Here is a 21473-nt window from a genome sequence, read left to right as displayed (position 1 = left end):
CCCTACGCCAGGTCCACCAAGGAGACGCCATGACCCGCCACTTGAACGCCTGCCTGGAGACCCAGCGCCGCGCTTGTCGCCTGTCGCCTTACCCCTCCTTGACGGAGCGTCGCGATCAGTTGGCTCGGCTCGCGCTAATGACCAAACGTCACCGACACGCCATCATTCAGGCCATCCAAACCGATTTTGGCAAGCGCAGTGACATTGAGATTCAATTGGCCGATATCCAGCCAGTGCTGGATGCCGTGCGATACGCGCGACGGCATCTCTGGCATTGGATGCGCCCCTGGCGGGTCAGTATGCCTTGGCGTCTGTTGCCTGCACGAGCGCGCATAGCTCCCCAGCCACTTGGCGTGGTGGGTGTTATTGCCCCCTGGAACTATCCATGGAGCCTGGCCTTGATGCCGGTTATCGACGCCCTCGCAGCCGGCAACCGCGTGATGCTCAAACCCAGCGAGCTGACACCGAACACCAGCGCCTTGCTTAGCCGATTGGTAACCCAATATTTTAGCCCGCGGACGCTTTGCGTGATTGAGGGGGACGCTACCACGGGCCAGGCATTCAGCGCCTTGCCATTCGATCATTTAGTGTTTACCGGCTCGACCAGCGTGGGCCAAAAAATCGCCCTGGCCGCTGCCAGCAACCTAACGCCAACGACGCTGGAGCTAGGCGGCAAAAGCCCAGCATTTGTGGCAGGCGATGCCGACTTTACGCGTGCCGCGGAAGCGATAATCTTCGGCAAAGGCATGAACGCCGGACAAACCTGCATTGCTCCCGACTATGTGTTAGTGGAAAGCCGCCATATTGATGCACTAACGAGCGCATTGAGCCGGGCGATTTTAAAACAGCGCCCCTCGGCGCAAGATGCCACCCAGCCGCTAAATCATGCCCACCACGAACGCAGCGAAGCGATGCTCGCCGAGGCACGCAACCACGGATGTCGAATTATTGATCATGGCAGCCACGCGCCCGCGCTGATCATCGACCCTAACCAGGGGCTTTCGGTAATGCGCGAGGAAATTTTCGGACGTAGCCTGCCGGTTATCAGCGTCAAAGATAGCGACCATGCCATTGGGTATGTCGCCGAGCGGCCGCATCCCCTGGCGATCTATGTATTTACCCACCAGCGCGAGCAACAGCGGCAATGGCTGAATGCCAGCCAGTCCGGTGCGCTGGTATTCAACACCACACTTTTGCACCACGCTGTGCCGGGACTACCGTTTGGCGGCGTTGGCGCCAGCGGCCACGGCGCCTACCATGGTCGGCACGGCTTTAACCGTTTCAGCCATTTACGTGGCGTGTTTTATCAGCCAACGCATTCGCCAGCCACTCAGCTCTACCCGCCTTATCGGCGCTGGCTGTTGAAACTGCTGCGTCTGGGTTAAGCAATCCTGCGTTTGGCCGATATAGATAAATCAGATGTTTTATCGCGGAGCGGCCATGCCAGCGCCAGTACCCCCCAATAACGAGCCGCAGCGACTTGCCGCGGTGCATGCCTTGTATGTGCTTGACACGCCCGCAGAGGAAGCCTTTGACCGGCTGGCGCAGCTCGCCCGGGAGCTGTTTGACGTGCCCATTGCGCTGATTACCCTGCTTGATGAAAAGCGCCAGTGGTTCAAGTCGAACCTTGGCTTCAGCGCCCGTCAAACCCAGCGCGACATCGCGTTCTGCGGCCATACAATTGCCGCCGACGGGCCGCTGGTGGTTCCCGACACGCGTCTTGACGAACGCTTCAAGGACAATCCGCTGGTCGATGAAACGCCGCATATCCGCTTTTATGCGGGCTATCCGCTGCGCCCCCATGACCAGTTGGCCGTGGGCACCCTGTGCCTGCTCGGCCACCAGCCCCGCGCGTTCAGCGAGCGCGATCTGGGGCTTTTGGAAAGCCTCGCAGGCCAGGTGGAAGAGCTGCTTCGCCAGCACAGGATGCGCTATACCCTGGCGCAAACCACCCGCCGCTACGAGGCGCTGTTCAACGAAAGCGCCACCGGTATCGTGCGGATCAATCGCGACGGCACGGTGCTCGGCATCAACCCTTTCGCACTGGCCCTCCTGGGCTACACCCAGGAAGAAGTGCTCGGCCGTAACGTAGGGATGCTGACACCCTCTGAACTGCACGACCAGCATGATACCTTTATTGCCCGGTTTTTAGCCGGTGGAAGCCCCAAGGTGATCGGTCGTGGTCGCGAAGTCGAGGCGCAACACAAGGCCGGCCACCGCGTGCCCGTCCACCTAGCGGTTAACGCCATCGACGATGAGCATCACCAGGTGGCGGAGTTTATCGGCATCCTGACCGACCTGAGCCATGTGCACGCCGCCAACCAGCGCATCCAAAAAGAGCAGAGCCTGCTCAAGGTATTGCACCAGGGGATTACCGACTACCAGGCGCTGATGTCGGGCAAGCAGCTGTGGATATTTTTGACGGAAGCCCTTAGCGAGCTCACCGACAGCGACCATGCCTTGATCGGCGAAGTGGTGCCCGGCGACACCAGTAATGCGCTGAAGCTTCATGCCATTAAAGGCCCTATCTGGGCTCCCGAATCGCGTTATCACATCGAGCAACTGCTCAGCGGCGAAATCGTGCTCACGAACCCAAACTCGCTGTTGGGACGGGTCTTTGCCCGGGGTGAGGTGGTGATCGACAACGATGTCAATGAGCATACCCAGCGCAGCGAGTTCCCGCTGGGACAGGTGCAGTTTGATAACTATCTGGGCGTGCCCATGTTCAGCAGCGGTCAACTTATTGGCATGTTCGCCATCGCCAACAGCCGCCAGCCGCTGAATCAGGCGCTGCTGGACTGGCTACAGCCGTTCACCGACACCTGCGTGCTGCTGATCAACCTGTACCGCCAGATGGCCGAGCGCGAGCAGGTTCTGCAGGACCTGGCGACGGCCCGTGATCAGGCGGAACACGCCAACCAGGCGAAAAGCGACTTCCTGTCGTCGATGAGCCACGAGCTACGCACCCCGCTGAATGCCATCCTGGGCTTTGCCCAGCTGCTTGCCAGCAACACTCGCACGCCGCTCAACGCCAAGCAGCAGCGACAGGTCAGCCAGATCGAAAAAGGCGGCCAGCACTTGCTCAGCCTGATCAACGACGTGCTGGATCTGGCCCGGATCGAGGCCCGCCAGCTGTCGCTTTCCATTGAATCCATTTCGCTTGCCGGCGTGTTCGACGATGCCTGCAGCACCCTGGAAGCCAGCGCCGATGCCGCGGGCATTACCCTGACCTGTACACCCCCCGATACCCGCTGGCAGGTGCATGCCGACTACACGCGGACCAAGCAGGTCCTGCTTAACCTGCTGTCCAACGCCATCAAATATAACGTCGCCCATGGCCGTATCGAGGTCAGCGCCGAGCACCAGCAGGAACATATCTTAATTCGTGTGCGGGATACGGGGCCCGGCGTCGATCCCGCCCGCCTGGAGGAGCTGTTCGAGCCGTTTAATCGGCTCGACGCCGAGCACAGCCGCGTGGAAGGGACGGGTATCGGCCTGTCCATCACCCGCGAGCTGGTCACACAGATGCACGGCCAGATCGGGGTCGACAGCCAGCCGGGGCAGGGCGCCACCTTCTGGTTCACGCTGCCGGTGGCGACGTCGGCCGCCGCGCCATCGCCACGCGAAGTTCAGCCCGACACCCCGGCAGCGACGGCGTCATCGCGCACGCTGCTGTATATCGAGGACAACCCCGCCAATCAGCGTCTGATGGAAGACATCGTCGACGCGATGGAGGGCATGACCCTGCGCATCGCGCCGAGCGCCGAGCTTGGCCTGGACATGCTGCAGGCCGAGATACCCGCCGTGGTGCTGATGGACCTGCACCTGCCGGGCATGAGCGGCTTTGAGGCGCTGACCCGTCTGCGCCGGGACCCGCGCTATCAGACACTTAAAGTGATCGCCCTCTCGGCCAATGCCCTGCCCCGCGATATCAGGAAGGGCCTCAACGCCGGCTTCGATGGTTATCTGACCAAACCGATCGACATTGCACAGCTTTCCGAAACCCTTCACCATTTGCTGGGAGCGCCCACCAGGCAGGAGCCATGAAATTCCACTACAAACATGTATTGGTTGTTGACGACAATCCGGTCAACATCGAGCTGATGCTCGACCTGCTCGATGACCAAGGCTTTGAAAACAGCCACGGCATTAGCGACCCTCGCGACGTGTTGGGATACTGCCAGCAGCAGTTACCCGACCTGTTGCTGCTGGATATTCGCATGCCCCACCTGGATGGCTATGCGGTCATCGAGCAGCTCAATCACGCCTTTGGGCGCCAGACACCACCCATTATCGTGCTGACCGCGCAAATCGACAACGATACCAAGCAACGTTCGCTGGCCCTGGGCGTACGCGATTTTATCACCAAGCCGTTTCAGCACGCCGAGGTATTACAGCGCATTCACAACGTGCTGAGCGTCGAGCACCGCTTCCGCATTCGCGACCAGCAGGCCGATTCCCTCGAGCGCATGGTGAACAAGCGCACCCGGGAACTCAATCGTCAATCGCGTACCGACCCGATCACCCAACTGCCCAACCGTCGCGGACTCAGCCAGACCCTCAGCGAGGCGGCCGCATTGCGCAGGCCCACAGGGCTGCTGTTTATCGCCCTGGACCGGCTGGACGATGTCATTCGGCTGCATGGCTACCGGATCGCCGAGCGACTCCTCGGGCACATTGCGCAGCGCCTGGACGAATGCCTGAGTGACGCCGAAACTCTGGGCCTTTGGGGCGGCAGCGAACTGCTGGTGATCAGCGAGAGGAATGACGACGATGAGCTACTGGCGCTGGCCCACCAGCTGATGGCCGTATTCGAACACGACCAGCAACTGGATGACCTGCTGCTACCGCTGGCGGCACGGATCGGCATCAGCCGTTCGCAGGGCGCGTTTGATACCGAACGCCTGGTCCACATGGCCGCCCTGGCGCTGCCAGCCCCTCAAAGCTTTGCGGTGCAGTGCTACAGTGAAAATCTCGAGGCCCAGCAACGCCATCGGCTGCACGTCCAGCAGGCCCTGCGCGGCGCGACCGAGCGGGGTGAAATGTCCCTCGCCTTCCAGCCCAAACTATCGCTGATGGATCAGCGCATCGTCGGCGCTGAAGCACTGCTGCGCTGGCATCACCCCGAGCTTGGGCAGATCTCGCCGGGCATGTTTATTCCGCTGGCCGAAGCCAGCGGGGATATTTTCGCGATTGGCGAGTGGGTGATGGAAGAAGCCATGCGCACCATCACCCAGTGGCGCGAACAGCAGGTGCTGGGCAACAACTTCCACGTGGCGGTCAACGTGGCGGCTCGCCAGCTGGCACGTCGGGATTTCGCCGACGGTCTGTTACGCCAGTTGGCAGCGCGGCAGATTCCCACCCACTTTTTCGCTATTGAAGTCACCGAATCCGGCCTGATGGGCGACATGCAGAACGCCCGCCAGCAGCTGGCGCGGCTCAGCCAGGCGAATATCGCCGTCGCCATCGACGATTTTGGCACCGGCCATTCCTCGTTGGCGTATATTAAGACGCTGCCGTTTTCGACGCTGAAGATCGATCGCGCCTTCGTGATGGACCTGGAAGAAAGCGATGTGGACCGCCAACTGGCACGTACCATTACTCAGCTTGCGCATAGTGTAGGCTGTGATGTAGTGGCGGAAGGCATTGAAACCTGGGCCCAGGCCCAGTACTTACGCCGTATTGGCTGTGAAATCGCCCAGGGCTACTATTACTCACGCCCGCTACCGGCCGACGACTTTATTGATTGGTGCGATCATTGGCAGTCGCACTTGCCACCTACTGCCACGGAGACCGTTTAATGGCTCACGACTTGCTTAACCGGATACGCGAACGCTTGGAAGACCTTAACCGCTCGGAGCGTAAAGTCGCCAATGTGATTATCGACGACCCGGCGGCGGCAACCAGCCTTAGCATCGCAAGCCTAGCCCAAGCGGCGAGCGTCAGCGAGCCCACGGTGAACCGTTTTTGCCGTAACTTTGGCGCCAAAGGCTATCCTGATTTCAAAATCAAACTAGCTCAGAGCTTAGCCGGCGGTACGCCCTACGTGACCCGCGCGGTTGAGCCTGGCGATTCCGCCACCCAATACACCCAAAAAATCTTTGGAGCCACCATTGCGGCGCTGGATGAAGCCCAGCGTGAAGTCGACATGGGCGCCGTTGAACGCATGGTGGACTACCTGACCCAGGCCAAACAGATCCACTTTTTTGGCCTGGGCGCGTCCGGCGCCGTGGCGCAGGATGCCCAGCACAAGTTCTTTCGTTTTAATCTGCCGGTAATGGTGCACATCGATGTGTTGATGCAGCGCATGATTGCCGCTGCCTGCCACACCGGTGATGTGGTGGTAATTATTTCCTACACCGGGCGCACCCGTGAACTGGTCGACATTGCCCGCGTCGCCCGCGAATCAGGCGCCGTCGTGCTCGGGATTACCGCGCCTCAATCGCCGCTGGCCCAGGAATGTACTGCGACCCTTGAAGTCGCCACCCCGGAAGACACCGACCATTACATGCCGATGACCTCACGCGTCATTCAACTGACGCTGATTGACGCCCTGGCCACCGGTGTGACGCTAAGACGCGGCGAAGACTTTCTGCCACACCTTAAAAAAATCAAAGATAGCCTAAGGGACACGCGCTTCCCCGTTAACAAAGGCAATTAAGCTAAAGATAACAGGGGCGTTTAATCGTTCATAGCGACGGAGACGGTAATCTCGACCTTTAGTTCGTCGGCCGGCATCGGTGCGCATACACAGGTACGTGCTGGGGCGTGACCTTCGGGTACCCATGCGTCCCAAACAGCGTTCATTGCCGCGAAATCGCTGCCGTCTTTGAGGTAAATCGTGGCGGTGAGCAGCTGTTCACGCGACGCACCTATATCGTTCAATAAAGCGTCTACCCGCGCCAGCATGCTTTCAGTTTGCGCCGTGATATCGGCGTAACGCGCCTCTGGCCCGGCGACCTGACCACACAGATGGGCCACGCCCTGATGTATGACCGCACGGCTCATGCGTGCTTTGGTATCGTGGCGTTTAATCGTCATTGGCTTCCTCGTTATCGTTGAATCAACTCGTCATCAGGCGGCAAAAGTACCATGCCCGCTGGATAAGCACTATTCGGCACAGTCGATGCACTTGAGCGCTAGTGGATCGCTTTCCAGGCGCTTGATGTTAATCCACTCGCCACACTCGATACATTCGCCGAAGGTGCCTCGCTCAAGGCGCTGTAATGCCCCGGCAATACGGGTCACGTTTAGCTGGCGACGCTGCTCTTCAGCTTTGGCCATCGCTTGGCCTTGCAGTGCATCCATGCGTGATAGGCGCCCGACCGAGGTTTGGTCCAACGTTACCGTATCCCGGGCTCCGGCGCTGCTTGCGCTTTCGTCGATCAGCGTTTCGCGCAGGGTGATTAAACGCCTTTTCATGGCTTCCACATCTATGCCGGGATGGTTCATCACCGTCTCCTTATAATCTGCTGTTACACTAAGGGGATTAATACCTTACGAGCGCTCCCCTCCGCAGCTTTTTTCGCAAAGGATACTGCATCATGGGCTATCGTACCCTGCTGCGTGACCACCGTAGCGTGTTGAGTATCGCCTTTTTGGCGATGTTCAGCTCAAGCCTGGGACAAAGCTTTTTTGTTGGGCTCTTTCAGGCACCGCTGGCCGAACATTGGCAACTCAGCGCTGGCCAGTTTGGCACGGCCTATACCGCCGTGACGCTCGTCGCGGGGTTTGTGATGCTGTATTACGGCCCCTCCATCGACTGGATATCCCCCCGCCGGTTTGCGATCACCGTGCTGCTCGTTCTATTAGCGGGAGTCGCGCTGCTGACGCTTTCGCCCTGGTGGTGGCTGGGCGTTCTGGGCTTGGGCCTGGTGCGATTATGTGGGCAGGGCATGCTCACGCATCTCGGCAACACCCTCGCCGCCCGTGAGTTCACCACCCAGCGGGGCCGCGCCATGGGCCTGGCAAGCTTGGGGATTCCACTCGGTGAAGCACTGCTTCCACCACTCGTAGCGGCGACATTACTGTGGCTAAGCTGGCAGTCCTTCTGGTGGTTGCTGTGTGCCCTACTGGCCTTGCCGTGGCTATGGTTACTGCAGCGTGTGCCCTGGTCCAACGCGCCGGGCAAAAAACCCCAAAAACGCGACGCCACCGGACCGAGACCATTTCGCGAACCTCGCTTCTGGGCATTGTTGCCGTTGCTCATGTCGCTTCCAATCACCATGACGGGGCTGTTTATATACCAAGCGCAGCTGACCGATGCGCTGGATAGCTCGCTGAGCATCTATGCACTGGCCCTCACCGGCATGGGCGTCGCCAAGTTGCCCGGCGCGCTGTTGGGGGGCCGCTGGATCGATAAGATTGGCCCGGTGCGTTTAGCCCGCGTTTACTTGCTCCCCTATGCAGCAGCAATGCTGTTTGCCGTTTTGGCTGGCGGGAATGCAAGCGTTTGGGCGTTGATGGTAGGCGGCGGCTTGGCCATGGGTGCCCAAGAGCTGATTGCCTCAGGCTTGCTTATCAAGCTTTGGGGTATTGAACACTTGGGCCGCGTGCGCTCAGCACTGAGCGCCGCCATGGTTTTTTCCACCGGCATCGCCCCGGCTGCCATTGGGCTAGCACTCAGTGCTGGTCTGTCGTTTACCGTTATTTTGAGTACGATGCTTGCGTTTATTGTCGCCGCTTGGTGCCTTGCACAGCGCGTACTGCAGATAGCTAGCCAAACGGCGCGCGTCTAGCGCAAGATCAGCACCGGCATCTGGGCTTTCCTCAACATCGAGGTCGTGGTGCTTCCCACCAGCAGGTGGCGAATGCGCGAATGGCCGTAGGCCCCCATCACCAGCATATCGATGCCATGCTCTTCTTTATAAGCGCGCAGCGTTTCTTCAACGTATCCCGCCCGAATCGCGCCCTCGGCAACATGCCCCGCGCTATCTAACGTGGTCAGGGCCCAATCCAACTGCGAACGATGTTCGGCAGTTTCTGCACCGACAATCACCACATGGCAGGTCACACCATTAAACAACGGGCTCTTGGCCAGCATCTCGATGCCTTTGCGCGCCGTTTTACTGCCATCAAAGGCCATCATGACCTTCTCAGGATGGGTAAATGCTTTAGGTACCATCAGGATGGGCCGATGCATTTCACGCACCACGCGCTCCAGGTTAGAGCCTAAATGCCCGCTGGCTTGATGAGCCGTTTCGCCACGTTTACCCACCACAAGCAGGCGTATGTTATTTTCCTGTTCGACCAGGGTTTCTACCAGCGTGCCGTTGCGCTGCATGGTTTCGGGCTCCCCAATCCCCCCACCAAGGGCACGCTGTTTGGCATCATCCAGCAGAAGTCTGCCTTGCTCACGGGCCAACTTGGCGCGCTGCTCTTCGATGTCAGATAGCTTTTCCAGCAAGTGCTCTCGCGTACCTAGCCCAAGATTACCAGTCAGATCAGGCTCCGACGTTTGCGGGTGGTTATCAATGACATGCATAAACGACAGCGGGGCTTCGAGTCGCTTGGCAGCCCATACCGCATAGTCACAAACACCTGCGGAAAACTGTGAGCTATCAATGGCCGCTAATACTTGGTCAGTCATGGCGTGCGTCTCCTTGTACGGCGGGTCGGGGTGGTTGTTGTTATTCAAATGCCTTTCTACACGAAGTCATTGACCGGTGACAGCGACTATCCGTTCGCAGCAATGTTTAACGCCATCGCACCCGCTAGCCCGCATGGTAAGCTTGTCGACCATTCGATTGCATTGTTGGAAGGGGAGCGCTCGTGGGTATTGGCTTGGGCAGCATTGCGCTGGTGGCGGTGGGCGGGGCAATTGGCGGTATGGCCCGCGTTTGCGTCTCCAACCTATTCGCCAAATGGGTAGGCAGCACATTCCCGTGGGGTACTCTGGCCGTTAACCTGTTAGGTACATTTGCCCTTGGTTGGCTGGCGGTATCACTTAATGAAGGTAGCACTACGACGCCAAGCGCTCCCTGGCTAATTATCGCCATCGGGCTACTGGGCGGTTTTACCACGGTATCGTCCTTTAGCCTGCAAACCCTGGGTTTATGGGAAAACGGCATGGGTGGCAAGGCTATCGCCAATATCATCGGCACGCTGACCCTCGGCGTTGCGGCGTTCGGATTAGGGGCGTGGTTGGCGGGTGGAGGCCTATGAAGACGCTTACCACCTATGCCGCGGTAGGCCTCGGCAGCGGCCTGGGCAGTGCATTGCGCTATGTCATCTCTGTATCGACAATGGGCGCATTCGGTAGCGCCTTCCCTTGGGGCACGCTATTGGTCAACCTGGTAGGCGCTTGGCTGATTGGCTGGCTCGCCGCCCGTTTTGCCCGTGCCCCTCATACACGCATGGCACGCTGGCAGCCTTTCTGGGTGGCCGGTTTTTGTGGAGGGTTCACCACTTTTTCTCTGTTTAGCTTAGAAGTTGTCACCCTCGCCCAAACCCACTTAACCGTCGCGTTGGTGTATACCGTCGGCAGCTTACCGCTATGGCTTGGAGCGGTTTGGCTTGGGCAACGCTTCGCCTCCAGACGTTAAGCAAACCTATCCTGATCCTTACTTAACGGTCACCCGTTTAGGGCCGTGTCTGCTTTATTAGCCGCGGCACCCACGTTAGGTACGCCACCATACCCAGCAGCTCAATAAGCGACTGCATAACGATGACTACGACTGCTGCTGCCCAGATATCAGGCAGCGCAATCGCCAGCGGCAGCACCACAAAAGAATTACGCGTGCCGAAACTAAACACCAGCGTTCGGCCGGAGGCAATGGGAAGTCGAAACAGCGTGTGGAGTATCTTGCCGACAAGAGCCGCTGCGAGCAGATACAGCACAAAAATCGCTGCCACCTGCCACAGCGTTTCATGTGTCTCGACAATCAGATGAACCTGCGAAGCAGCAATTAAAAATACCACCGCTGCCAGCAAGGGCACGGGTAGCCAGCCCATCACATTGACGCTTCGTTGGAGCAAGACGGAGCGCTCGGCCCCTTTTTCAGTCAGCCAGGCTAGCAGAAGTGGGGTGAGAATGAGGCCGGCAAAGGCTGGCAGTAACTCGCTCAGCAGATGAGCACCGACGACTTGTTCGCCCATTACGGCGGTAATATAAAGCGGTAACAACACGATCTGAAGCAACAGCAACACCGGGGTTGCGGCGATCGCCCTGGCACTGTCTCCTCGCCCAAGATGCGTAAAACTGATAAACCAATCGGTGCAGGGCACCAACAACACCAGCAGTACGCCGAGCAGCACCGCACCCTCTAACTCAAACAGGGTAGCCAGCCCCCAGACGACCAGCGGCATGATAATAAAGTTGCCCAGCGCCAGCGCACTCATAAAGCGCCGGTCTCGAAACGCCATGGAGATATGCAAAAGTGGAATTTGAGTAAAAGTGGCATACAGTAGCAAGCCGAGTAGCGGCCACAGCGCCACCTCCCACGCCTGAAGCGCCTGCCAACGCCCCCCTATGCCAATACCGGCAGAAATCGCTATGAGATATAGCCAAACTTGATACTTTTCCAGTGTTTCACGCATCAACACGTCATATATCCCGCTGTCCGTATAAATGCAGGTGACGGTAACACGGAAACTATTATGCTTTTACATTCCCCGCTAGCTAACGCGCGCGTAGCCCCCTACTACCCCTTGTTTACTGAGCACGAATTGCCAAAGCTGTAACTCGCGGGCACGGAAGGCCCCGGCGCAGCTAAGTAAATAGTAGCGCCACATGCGATAGAAGGTGTCATCAAAGCGGCCACGAAACGCCGGCCAGTTGGCTTCGAAGTTAGCATGCCAGGCCATTAGCGTTTTATCGTAGTCACTACCGAAGTTATGTACATCTTCAACGACGAACAGCGATTCTGAGGCGTTAATAATTTGCCCCAGCGTCGGCAGCTCCCCATTAGGGAAGATGTACTTATCAATCCAGGGGTCAGAAGGCGTACTGAATAGATTTTTACCGATGGTGTGGAGTAGAAAAAGGCCACCATCTTTCAAACAACGGCTCGCTACTTCCATGTACTCGCGATAGTTTTTATGCCCCACATGTTCGAACATGCCAATACTGACGATGCGGTCAAACTGCTCGGTTTCATCGCGGTAATCCTGCAGGCGAAACTCGACCGGTAAGCCACTTTTCATTAGCCGTTTGCCAAATTCCGCCTGCTCTTTGGAGATGGTTAACCCCACGCATTCGACCCCGTAATGCTCAGCGGCATAGGCCATAAAACTGCCCCAGCCACAGCCGATATCGAGCACCCGCATGCCGGGCTTCAACCCCAACTTTCGACAGATCAGGTCGAGCTTGGCCTCTTGAGCCTCATCCAGGTGGGTGGCTTCTTTCCAGTAGCCGCAGGTGTAGGTCATGCGTTTGTCGAGCATAGCGGCGTAAAATTCATTACCCAAATCGTAATGTTTTTCGCCCACTTCCCAGGCGCGCTTGGCGCTTTGGCGATTAATCAGCCTGGAGCGCAGAGAATGATAAACAAGCTGGGTGGGGTTTATACGCTGGTGAAGCTGGGCGCGCATCAGGCGATAAAAGAACTGATCCAACGATTCGGCATCCCAATCGCCATTCATATAACTTTCGCCAAGCCCTAGGTTGCCTCGCGAAAGGGCGCTATCGATAACGCCTGACGCTTTCAGTTGGATATCCCATGGCCGGTTACCGTTAATCTCGATATCCGCCTGTTTTAATAAATCAGCGACGAAGCGATGGGAGGATAAGCGCTCGTCAAAAACCACGCGCTTTTTTTCTAAGGTGGGTAAGTTCAAGGTAACACCCCCACTATGCCTATGAGTGAATTGGTAACACCTTGCCCTTAAGCATAGAACCATCTACTACGTTAGGTGAAGTATCTTGTCCTGTGATTCGCTGAACATGGCAAAAAAAGCCGGCGCGCTCGATAAGGAGGGCCGGCTTAGGGGAACGACTTAACGCAATATCAGAACGGGAATATTGCTCTTGCGCAGCATGTCGGTGGTGGTACTGCCCACTAACAGGTGGCGTATGCGCGAATGGCCGTAGGCCCCCATGATCATCATGTCGATGTCATTGTCTTTGGCATAGGCATGCAGTGTTGTTTCCACTTCGCCGGCGCGAATCGCCCCTTCGGCCTCGTGGCCGGCCTCGCGTAACGTGGATAACGCCCACTCGAGTTGCGAGCTGTTCTCGCCGGTATCGGCACCGACGATGACCACATGGCAGGCAATGCCGCTGAACAGCGGGCTCTTGGCGAGCATTTCAATGCCCTTCCGCGCCGTCTTGCTGCCGTCGAACGCCATCATGACCCTTTCCGGGGTTTTGAAACCGCCCCGGGGCACCATCAGAATCGGCCGATGCATCTCACGCACCACGCGCTCGAGGTTTGAGCCCAAGTGCCCGCTGGCCTGGTCAGCGGTTTCGCCGCGCTTGCCCATGACCAGCAAACGCACATCATTTTCAAGCTCTACCAAGGTTTCCACCAGGGTGCCGTTGCGCTGACGTGTCGCAGGTTCGGCGATGCCGTCTTCAATGGCACGCGCCTTGGCCGCTTCGAGCATCAACTTACCTTGCTCGCGATTTATCTTTGCGCGCTGCTCATCAAGGTCAGAAAGCTCTTCCATGAGCTTTTCCCGCGCGCCAAGGCGCAAGCTACCGGATAAATTGGCGTCTTCGGGGGGTTGCGAATGGTTGTCCACCACGTGAACAAACACCAACGGTGCATCCAGGGCTTGGCTGGCCCAAGCCGCGTAATCGCAGACGCTTTCTGAAAACTGAGAGCCGTCGATAGCGGCTAGCACTTGACCGGACATTGAAAATTGATCAGACATTGTGCACTCCTTGCTGGTTAGTGGCCGCCCATGAGTTTTTCCACCGCGACGGGGTCGTCATGCACGGCGTAGCGGTCGACCACAGTGGCACTGGCTTCGTTGAGGCCAATCAATTCAACCTCGGCACCCTCACGCCGGAACTTGATCACCACGCGGTCCAGCGCCTGCACGGCGGTAATATCCCAGAAGTGGGCACGGGAGAGATTGATGGTGACCTTGTCGATGCTTTCCTTGAAATCAAACGCTTCGATAAAGCGCTCGGAGGATGCAAAGAACACCTGACCCACGACCTGGTATTCGCGCTCGCTACCTGGGGTTACTTCCGTCGAGCCGATGTACATGATGTTGCCGACCTTGTTGGCGAAGAACATCGCCGCCAGCAGCACGCCCACGAAGACGCCAATGGCCAGGTTGTGGGTGCCCACGGTGACCGCCACGGTCGCCACCATCACAATATTGGTGCTCATCGGATGTTTCTTCAGGTCGCGAATCGACTCCCAACTAAAGGTACCCACCGACACCATGATCATCACCGCGACCAGCGCTGCCATAGGGATCTGCGAGACCCAGTCAGCGAGGAACACGACCATCAGCAATAGCGCCACACCGGCAATCAGGGTCGAGGTACGCCGACGGCCGCCGGATTTAACGTTGATCACCGACTGGCCGATCATCGCACAGCCCGCCATGCCGCCGATCAAACCAGAGCCGATATTGGCGATGCCCTGGCCTTTGCACTCACGGTTTTTATCGCTTTTAGTATCGGTCAAATCATCAATGATCGTCGCGGTCATCATTGACTCTAATAGCCCAACGATCGTCAGCATTAACGAATAAGGTAGAATAATCATGAGCGTTTCGACGTTCAGCGGCACCTGCGGCCATAGGAACACAGGCAGGCTATCGGGCAGTTCACCCATATCGCCGACGCTGCGGATTTCCATACCGGTGATGAGATACACAACGGTAAGTACCACGATACATACCAACGGCGAAGGAATCGTTTTACCGATCACCGGCACATAGGGGAAGCCGTAGATAATCGCCAAGCCCGCGGCTGTCATGGCATAGACGTGCCAGGTCACATCGGTCAGTTCCGGCAGCTGGGCCATGAAAATCAGAATCGCCAGGGCGTTCACAAACCCCGTCACCACCGAGCGCGAAACAAAACGCATCAGGTCGGCAAGTTTTAGATATCCCGCAATAATCTGTAGTACGCCGGTCAACAGCGTGGCGGCCAGCAAGTATTCAAGGCCATGCTCTTTGACCAGCGTAATCATCAAAAGCGCCATGGCCCCCGTGGCGGCCGAGATCATGCCCGAGCGCCCGCCGGTAAAGGCGATAATCACACAGATCGCAAAGGAGGCGTAAAGGCCAACCTTGGGGTCAACCCCCGCAATGATAGAGAAGGCAATCGCCTCGGGAATCAGAGCAAGCGCCACCACGATACCCGCCAGGGTGTCGCCCTTGAGGTTCGAGAGCCAAGACTGTTTAAATTTTTCGTACATGCGGGGTCCATAGTTGAGGGTTAACGACAGGCCGCACGCGTTGGGCGTAAAACGCCCAACAGCAGCACGTAAAGCGCTTGGGTCATACAAGATGCTGCTTGAGAGATCGACGTACGCTGACGCCAGGACATAGCGAAGGCGGTATGCAAGGATACCGCCAGGCGATGACAGCCGGGTGAAGGTGCCATACGCAAGAGATAGGAAGGGAGACCTAGGGTGGAGTCATCAGCCCTGAGGTGGCAAATGCCGGTAACATCATAATAAGAGTCACTGTGTTGACACGCATATTAATCAATAGGGTCGCCAGCGGCACGTCAAAGGCCATGGCAGAAGGCGCAGGATTTTAACAGTAATTTTACGACGCTGCATCCGTCGTTCACTCAAAGCGAGCTTTGACAACCATCAGTAAAGCAGCATGTTCGACCACCGCAGGGTGCCCAACCTGACCGCTTTGGCGTACCATTACAGCGAGAATATCGACTGATCGAGTCCCAACTTTCCACGTTGAAGCGGCAATCCGCCGAGCAGAGGAGCAGTAAATGAGCCATTCCATAGCAGTGATCAAAGGCGACGGTATCGGCCCCGAAATCATGGACGCCACGCTACGCGTGCTAGACGCCCTGGATTGTGGCTTGGAGTACGAATTTATCGACGCTGGGCTGGGCGCATTGGAGAAACATGGCACGCTGATTCCCCAGGAATCACTGGCTGCCATTGAGAAACATGGCATTGCGCTCAAAGGTCCGCTGACCACGCCGATTGGTAAAGGCTTCTCTTCCATCAACGTGCAGCTTCGCCGTCATTTTGATCTCTACGCCAATGTGCGCCCCGCCATCAGTTTTCCCGGCACGCGTTCGCGCTACGACGATATCGATATGATCACCGTTCGGGAAAACACCGAAGGTGCTTACCTCGCCGATGGTCAGGAATATACCGATGATGGCGACACCGCGCTGTCGGTCATCAAGGTGACCCGCAAAGGCTCCGAGCGCATTGTGCGTTACGCCTTCGAATTGGCCAAAAACAATGGCCGCAAGAAAGTCACGGCGGTGCACAAGGCCAACATTATCAAGACCAGTTCAGGGCTCTTTCTGGAGGTTGCCCGGGAAATCGCCGAGGAATATCCCGATATCGAATTTCAGGAGATGATCGTCGATAACGCTTGCATGCAGCTGGTCATGAACCCACACCAGTTCGATGTGGTAGTGACCACCAACCTGTTTGGCGACATCATGTCTGACCTGTGTGCGGGTCTGGTCGGCGGGTTAGGTCTGGCACCGGGCGCCAACATTGGCGAAAAAGCGGCCATTTTCGAAGCCGTGCACGGCTCCGCACCGGATATCGAAGGCAAAAAGATTGCCAACCCCTGCGCGCTGCTATTAGCCGCTGCGCAAATGCTCGACCACCTGAACATGGACGAGAAAGCGACGGCTATCCGCAAGGGGATTCGTGACGTGCTGGAAAATCGTCGCGATATGGTCACCCCCGATATGGGCGGCACCGGCACCACCGATACATTTGCTGAAGCACTGGTAGATTACGTCGGCCGGTAAGTCAGCTTCCGCTCACCGGCCGTTACCGAGGACCGGTGAGCGGAATCGATAGCCCAACAGACGCATCGCGTTAAGCGTCACCAGCACGGTAGCACCGGTATCGGCCATCACCGCGACCCACATGCCGGTGATGCCCAGCACGGTCGACACCAGAAACAACGCCTTGAAGCCCAGCGCTAGCGCTACGTTAGTCTTGACGTTACGCAACGTCGCCCGCGACAGCGCTATTAGTTCGGCAACCCCCATCACGCGATTTTTCAGCAATGCTGCATCCGCGGTTTCCAGGGCCACGTCAGTACCGCCGCCCATGGCAATCCCCACATCCGCTGCGGCCAAGGCGGGAGCATCATTGATGCCGTCACCGACTTTACCCACTGGGCCAAGCCCTTGCGCCTGCCAGTCGCGTACGCGCTGGGCTTTGTCCTCGGGCATCAGTTCGCCCTCGGCGTCAATACCAAGCTGCTCACCCATCGCTGCCACCGTACGCGCGTTATCACCACTGAGCATCACCACGCTAACCCCCAAGCGGTTAAGTGCTGCAATCGCCGCGGGCGTATCCTCACGAGGCTCGTCGCGCAACGCCACAACGCCCAAAGCACACTCGCCATCCAGCAGCAGAACCACCGTTTTGCCCTGTGCCTCAAGCGCAGCAATGCATGCCTGCTGGGATTGAGTGCCTCGCCAGTGGCGCGGGCTCACCAGGGTTAACTCGCGACCTTCAAACTGACCGCTGACACCCTGCCCGGCCTGGGCTTGGCTTTCAGACGCCCTGCCCAGCGACAGGCCCAGCTTTTGGGCATGCTGCACAATGGCCTTCGCCACCGGGTGATTGGAGTCCTGCTCCAGCGCGGCGGCCAATCGTACAATTTCTTGCTCACTCGGCTCGTCCCAGCCTTCCACGTCGGTCACGCTGGGCGCGCCTGCCGTCAGGGTGCCGGTTTTATCCACGGCCACGCGCTGGAGCTTACCCAGCTGTTCAAGTACGGCGCCGCCTTTGATCAACAACCCACGTCGTGCTGCGGTTGAAAGCCCCGCAGCAATGGCCGCCGGCGTCGAGATCACCAGCGCGCACGGGCAGGCGATTAACAAAAGCGCCAATGCCCGATAGACCGACTCGGACCAGGCAAGCCCGGTCAGCCAGGGCGGCACCACTGCCACAAGCAACGCCACCCCCACCACCAACGGCATGTACCAACGGGCAAACCGGTCGATAAAGCGGGCCACGGGCGCTTTTGCGGCCTGCGCCTCTTCTACCAGATGAATAATCCGGGCAATGGTATTGTCGGCGGCGCCACGGGTTACCTCTACCTCTAACGCCGCGTCGAGGTTGACCGTGCCCGCCCAGATATCCTCGCCGACTGCCCGTTGCCGGGGAACAGACTCGCCGTTGATGGGCGATTCGTCGAGGTGCGACGCCCCCGTTACAATTCGCCCGTCGCAGGGCACGCGATCCCCCGGTCGCACCAGTACCCGCTGACCAGGCGTTAACGCATCCGCCGGTACGTCGCGGATGGCGTCGCCCTCAAGTAAGCGAGCCGTTGAGGGGGCGAGGTTGGCAAGGGCCGCAATGCGCCGACGCGCCTGCCCGGCGGCTACGCCTTCAAGCAGCTCACCGACGGCAAACAAAAACACCACCACCGCGGCCTCTGCTGCGGCCCCAATGGCTAATGCTCCCAGCGCCGCAATGGTCATCAGCATTTCAATGGTCAGCGGATTGCCCATGCGCAGCGCGCGCCAGGCGGCCTGCCCGATCGGCACCCACCCGACCAGCGTGGCCAATATGAATGGCCAGGCCCCTACTTCTGGCAAGCGCCAGGCCAACAGCCACGCAATCACCAGCAAAGCGCCGCTGACCAATACCAGCCGCCCTTTTGCCGAGCCCCACCAGGGCGGCGTCGAGGACGCCGTGGGCGAGGCGTCCACCACGGGGTAGCCGATTTTTGCAAGCGTTCGCGACAGGGCGTCGTGGTCCAGCGCTTGACCGACATAACCGGTCACACTTACCGTGCCGCTCATGCTCGAGGCGCTGACCTGCTCGACCTGGGACAGCCCTTCAAGTGCAGATTCCACCTTGCGCTCGCAGCCGCCACAGTCCATTCCCTGAACGTTGAGACGGGCGGTGTCGCGGGTGTCTTGCTGGCGAGTGGTCATGGCATCATCCTTCCCGGTCGGCTATCGTGTGTCTAGCGTAATACCTGTAGTCACTAGAGGTTCAAGCCATGACCCGCACGCCCAAGACCGACACGATTGGCATCGGTGAACTCGCCAGCCGGACTCACTGCAAACCTGAAACCGTGCGCTATTACGAGCAAATTGGATTGCTACCCGACGCCTTGCGCAATGAAGGCAACCAACGGCGTTATAGCGAGACAACGGTGCAGCGTCTGATGTTTATTCGCCATGCACGGGATTTCGGCTTTTCGGTGGACGCCGTGCGCGAACTACTCGATATGGCCGATCACCCCACACGGCCATGCCACCAGGTGGATAGCCTGGCACGGCGGCATCTTGCGGAAGTGGAGTCGCGCATTCAGCGGCTGACGGCACTGCGCGACGAGCTGCAACGCACGGTTGCGCAGTGCGACGGCGATAGCGTCGCACAGTGTCGGATTATTGAAGTATTGAGCGACCACCGGCTATGCGCCCATGAGACCGCCCACGGCGGCGCCGAAGCACTGCGTTAGCGGCAGATAACGCTGTTAGGCCCCCAGCCATACATCGAGAAACAGCATGATCACCAGGCCAATCGCCAGGCCAAACGTTGCCTTCTTCTGATGCCCACTGCGGTGGGTTTCAGGGATGATTTCATGGCTAATGACGTACAGCATGGCACCTGCGGCAAAGGCCATCCCCCACGGCAACAGCACCTGCGAGACGGAAATAATACTAGCGCCGAAAAGTCCCCCAATCGGCTCGATTAATCCGGTAAGTGCCGCAATCGACCACGAACGCGCCCGGGAATAGCCCTCTCCCATTAGCGCAATAGCAACGGCCAACCCTTCCGGCATATTTTGCAGGCCAATGCCTATCGCCAGGGGCATGCCACCTTCCAGGCCGTTCGCGCCAAAACCGACGCCCACCGCCATGCCCTCCGGCAGGTTATGAATGGCGATGGCAAACACGAACAGCCATACGCGCCGCAATGCTGCGGCTTCGGGCCCTTCTCTTCCCTGCTGAAAATGCTCATGGGGCAAGCATTCATTCAGCAACGCAATCGCCCCCATGCCCAGCAAAATGGCCACACAGACAATCGCCGCGGGGACGGGGCCACCCGCGTAATAAATTTCAGCCGCATCAAGCGCTGGAATAATCAGCGAGAAAAACGACGCCGCCAACATCACACCGGCGGCGAAGCCCAGCGAAAGGTCACGAAATCCACGGTCTGGGGTTTTACCCAGCAGTACCGGCAGCGCGCCAACAGCGGTCAATGACCCCGCAATCAGGCTACCCAAGAAGCCTAATAAAAATGTATTTTCCATGCGTCAAGATGGCCTTGTATCAGAAAAGACGTCATACGCTTGCAGGGTCAACGCTAGCGTAACCCCCGCAGGATATAGTCGACGGTGTCTTGCGCTTGTTGTGTTGAGGCCCCGCTCTTCATTAAGAGTCGCAACCCCGACATGGACAATGTCAAAAACTGTGCAGCGCTTTGCGGATCGCGCGCCTCAGCAATACTACCCTCACGCTGAGCACGCTTGATCACGTCATGAAAGAAAGCCGTAATGCTCGCCACGCTATCGCGAGCGGTTTGCGCGGGCAGTGAATCCTCACCGCCAAGCTCGGTGGCGGAATTGAATAACAAACAGCCAAGCGATGCCTGTTCGCTCTGAGTATCGGCGGCTGACGTCAACAGCTGTTCAACAAATGACCACGCATCTGGCGAGGCATTCAACTGTTCGGTCAGGTTCGCCAGCAGTTCTTCACGATAATTTTTAAGCGCCAGCAAAAATAGCGCCTCTTTATTACCGAACGCTTGATACAAACTGCTGCGGGACAACGCCATGGCGTCAAGCAAATCCCGCATTGAGGTGTGATAGTAGCCAGAGCGCCAAAACGTTTGAATGGCGGCCTTTAGCGCTACCTCTGGCTGATGCTGTAAGGGTCTGCCGATGGTCATTTACACCACTCTTGGGCCATATATCCCACCCGCGGATGGGGGGAATCACTATATGTGGATAATTTAACATGCTGCGAGGGGCATTGTGGAGCAGATGCCATCAGTCGACTAAAAGCCACTCCAGCTTGTTGGTACCGGCGTTGGAAAATCGATAGTGTTACTTTTGAACTGTTTGTTCCATAATTATTGAGTCGCAATGCAGCCAAAGGCGTATCACACTTTGCTCAACCCGAAGGAAGTTGGAATGACCGATTTTCAGTTACATACCGTCAATAGCGCGCCGAAAGCCGCACAGGAAAAACTTCAAGCAGCAGAAAAGAAGATGGGTTTTCTACCCAATATATTTGCCATAATGGCGGAGCCACCCATCCTACTCGAAGCCTATCTGACACTGGATAGCATTTATGCCAAAACCCGCCTAAGCCCGTGGGAAGCGTCCGTTTAACCAACCGGTCTCCCCAGGCCCCACTTGGGGAGATC

20 protein-coding genes are annotated in these 21473 nt (G+C 58.0%); 10 read left to right on the top strand and 10 right to left on the bottom strand.

Annotated features, from left to right (window positions below; all coding sequences use genetic code 11):
* Positions 1-29 precede the first annotated feature (29 nt).
* Genes GA0071314_RS04285 through GA0071314_RS04270 form a run of 4 tightly spaced genes read left to right on the top strand, consistent with a single transcriptional unit; the run spans position 30 to position 6661 of the window.
* Positions 30-1385, top strand: a complete 1356-nt coding sequence (locus tag GA0071314_RS04285; protein ID WP_074395472.1) for an aldehyde dehydrogenase family protein — start codon at positions 30-32, stop codon at positions 1383-1385.
* Positions 1386-1440: 55 nt separating this feature from the next.
* Entirely contained in the window at positions 1441-4047 is a 2607-nt protein-coding gene (locus tag GA0071314_RS04280; protein WP_074398423.1) for an ATP-binding protein, read from the top strand.
* Positions 4044-5801 (top strand): putative bifunctional diguanylate cyclase/phosphodiesterase, encoded by a 1758-nt coding sequence (locus GA0071314_RS04275; RefSeq protein ID WP_074395471.1) that lies wholly within the window; start codon positions 4044-4046, stop codon positions 5799-5801. Before GA0071314_RS04280 ends, GA0071314_RS04275 begins: the two co-directional genes overlap by 4 nt.
* Positions 5801-6661, top strand: a complete 861-nt coding sequence (locus GA0071314_RS04270; protein WP_074395470.1) for a MurR/RpiR family transcriptional regulator — start codon at positions 5801-5803, stop codon at positions 6659-6661. Before GA0071314_RS04275 ends, GA0071314_RS04270 begins: the two co-directional genes overlap by 1 nt.
* A 20-nt stretch (positions 6662-6681) precedes the next feature.
* On the opposite strand, the gene GA0071314_RS04265 is transcribed toward GA0071314_RS04270, so the two are convergent.
* Positions 6682-7041, bottom strand: coding sequence for a RidA family protein (locus tag GA0071314_RS04265; RefSeq protein WP_074395469.1), 360 nt, complete (start codon positions 7039-7041; stop codon positions 6682-6684).
* Between the two features lie 69 nt (positions 7042-7110).
* Positions 7111-7452: a TraR/DksA family transcriptional regulator gene (locus tag GA0071314_RS04260; RefSeq protein WP_074395468.1), complete on the bottom strand. Its 342-nt coding sequence runs from the start codon at positions 7450-7452 to the stop codon at positions 7111-7113.
* 92 nt (positions 7453-7544) lie between these two features.
* Here GA0071314_RS04260 and GA0071314_RS04255 point away from each other — a divergent pair, with 92 nt between their 5' ends.
* On the top strand, positions 7545-8738 hold the full coding sequence (locus GA0071314_RS04255) for an MFS transporter (protein ID WP_074395467.1): 1194 nt from the start codon (positions 7545-7547) through the stop codon (positions 8736-8738).
* Here GA0071314_RS04255 and GA0071314_RS04250 read toward each other — a convergent pair.
* Complete coding sequence (locus GA0071314_RS04250; protein WP_074395466.1) at positions 8735-9589, bottom strand: universal stress protein; 855 nt, start codon at positions 9587-9589, stop codon at positions 8735-8737. The two genes, GA0071314_RS04255 and GA0071314_RS04250, sit on opposite strands and share 4 nt — an antisense overlap.
* Before the next feature lie 182 nt (positions 9590-9771).
* Here GA0071314_RS04250 and crcB point away from each other — a divergent pair, with 182 nt between their 5' ends.
* Positions 9772-10164 (top strand): fluoride efflux transporter CrcB, encoded by a 393-nt coding sequence (gene crcB, locus GA0071314_RS04245; protein ID WP_074395465.1) that lies wholly within the window; start codon positions 9772-9774, stop codon positions 10162-10164.
* Positions 10161-10544 (top strand): fluoride efflux transporter FluC, encoded by a 384-nt coding sequence (locus GA0071314_RS04240; protein ID WP_074395464.1) that lies wholly within the window; start codon positions 10161-10163, stop codon positions 10542-10544. The genes crcB and GA0071314_RS04240 overlap by 4 nt, the downstream gene beginning before the upstream one ends.
* 37 nt (positions 10545-10581) lie before the next feature.
* On the opposite strand, the gene GA0071314_RS04235 is transcribed toward GA0071314_RS04240, so the two are convergent.
* The 4 genes from GA0071314_RS04235 to GA0071314_RS04220 all read right to left on the bottom strand — a co-directional run bounded on the left by GA0071314_RS04235 (position 10582) and on the right by GA0071314_RS04220 (position 15323).
* Positions 10582-11538: an arsenic resistance protein gene (locus GA0071314_RS04235; RefSeq protein WP_074398422.1), complete on the bottom strand. Its 957-nt coding sequence runs from the start codon at positions 11536-11538 to the stop codon at positions 10582-10584.
* A 78-nt stretch (positions 11539-11616) separates the two neighbouring features.
* The gene (cfa, locus tag GA0071314_RS04230) at positions 11617-12777 is read right to left on the bottom strand and encodes a cyclopropane fatty acyl phospholipid synthase (protein ID WP_074395463.1); all 1161 of its coding nucleotides are present in this window, start codon (positions 12775-12777) and stop codon (positions 11617-11619) included.
* A 159-nt stretch (positions 12778-12936) separates the two neighbouring features.
* Positions 12937-13797: a universal stress protein gene (locus GA0071314_RS04225; RefSeq protein WP_074398421.1), complete on the bottom strand. Its 861-nt coding sequence runs from the start codon at positions 13795-13797 to the stop codon at positions 12937-12939.
* A 35-nt stretch (positions 13798-13832) separates the two neighbouring features.
* Complete coding sequence (locus GA0071314_RS04220) at positions 13833-15323, bottom strand: SulP family inorganic anion transporter (protein ID WP_074395462.1); 1491 nt, start codon at positions 15321-15323, stop codon at positions 13833-13835.
* 539 nt (positions 15324-15862) lie between these two features.
* Here GA0071314_RS04220 and GA0071314_RS04215 point away from each other — a divergent pair.
* Positions 15863-16876, top strand: a complete 1014-nt coding sequence (locus GA0071314_RS04215) for an isocitrate dehydrogenase (protein WP_074395461.1) — start codon at positions 15863-15865, stop codon at positions 16874-16876.
* 12 nt (positions 16877-16888) lie between these two features.
* On the opposite strand, the gene GA0071314_RS04210 is transcribed toward GA0071314_RS04215, so the two are convergent.
* Entirely contained in the window at positions 16889-19027 is a 2139-nt protein-coding gene (locus GA0071314_RS04210) for a heavy metal translocating P-type ATPase (RefSeq protein ID WP_074395460.1), read from the bottom strand.
* 68 nt (positions 19028-19095) lie between these two features.
* On the opposite strand from GA0071314_RS04210, the gene GA0071314_RS04205 reads away from it, so the two are divergent.
* Entirely contained in the window at positions 19096-19560 is a 465-nt protein-coding gene (locus GA0071314_RS04205; protein WP_074395459.1) for a MerR family transcriptional regulator, read from the top strand.
* Positions 19561-19575: 15 nt separating this feature from the next.
* Here the strand turns inward: GA0071314_RS04205 and GA0071314_RS04200 are convergent, their stop codons facing one another.
* Together GA0071314_RS04200 and GA0071314_RS04195 are read right to left on the bottom strand one after the other, a co-directional pair.
* Positions 19576-20355, bottom strand: coding sequence for a ZIP family metal transporter (locus GA0071314_RS04200; RefSeq protein ID WP_074395458.1), 780 nt, complete (start codon positions 20353-20355; stop codon positions 19576-19578).
* Between the two features lie 53 nt (positions 20356-20408).
* A complete protein-coding gene (locus GA0071314_RS04195) occupies positions 20409-20993 on the bottom strand; it encodes a TetR/AcrR family transcriptional regulator (protein WP_074395457.1) in 585 nt (194 codons plus the stop codon).
* 244 nt (positions 20994-21237) lie between these two features.
* Here GA0071314_RS04195 and GA0071314_RS04190 point away from each other — a divergent pair, with 244 nt between their 5' ends.
* Positions 21238-21438, top strand: coding sequence for a hypothetical protein (locus GA0071314_RS04190; protein WP_197668827.1), 201 nt, complete (start codon positions 21238-21240; stop codon positions 21436-21438).
* Positions 21439-21473 lie beyond the last annotated feature (35 nt).

The sequence above is a fragment of the Halomonas sp. HL-93 genome (assembly GCF_900086985.1).
Classification (GTDB): Bacteria; Pseudomonadota; Gammaproteobacteria; order Pseudomonadales; family Halomonadaceae; genus Vreelandella.
This window is presented reverse-complemented; position numbering and strand designations above follow the sequence as displayed.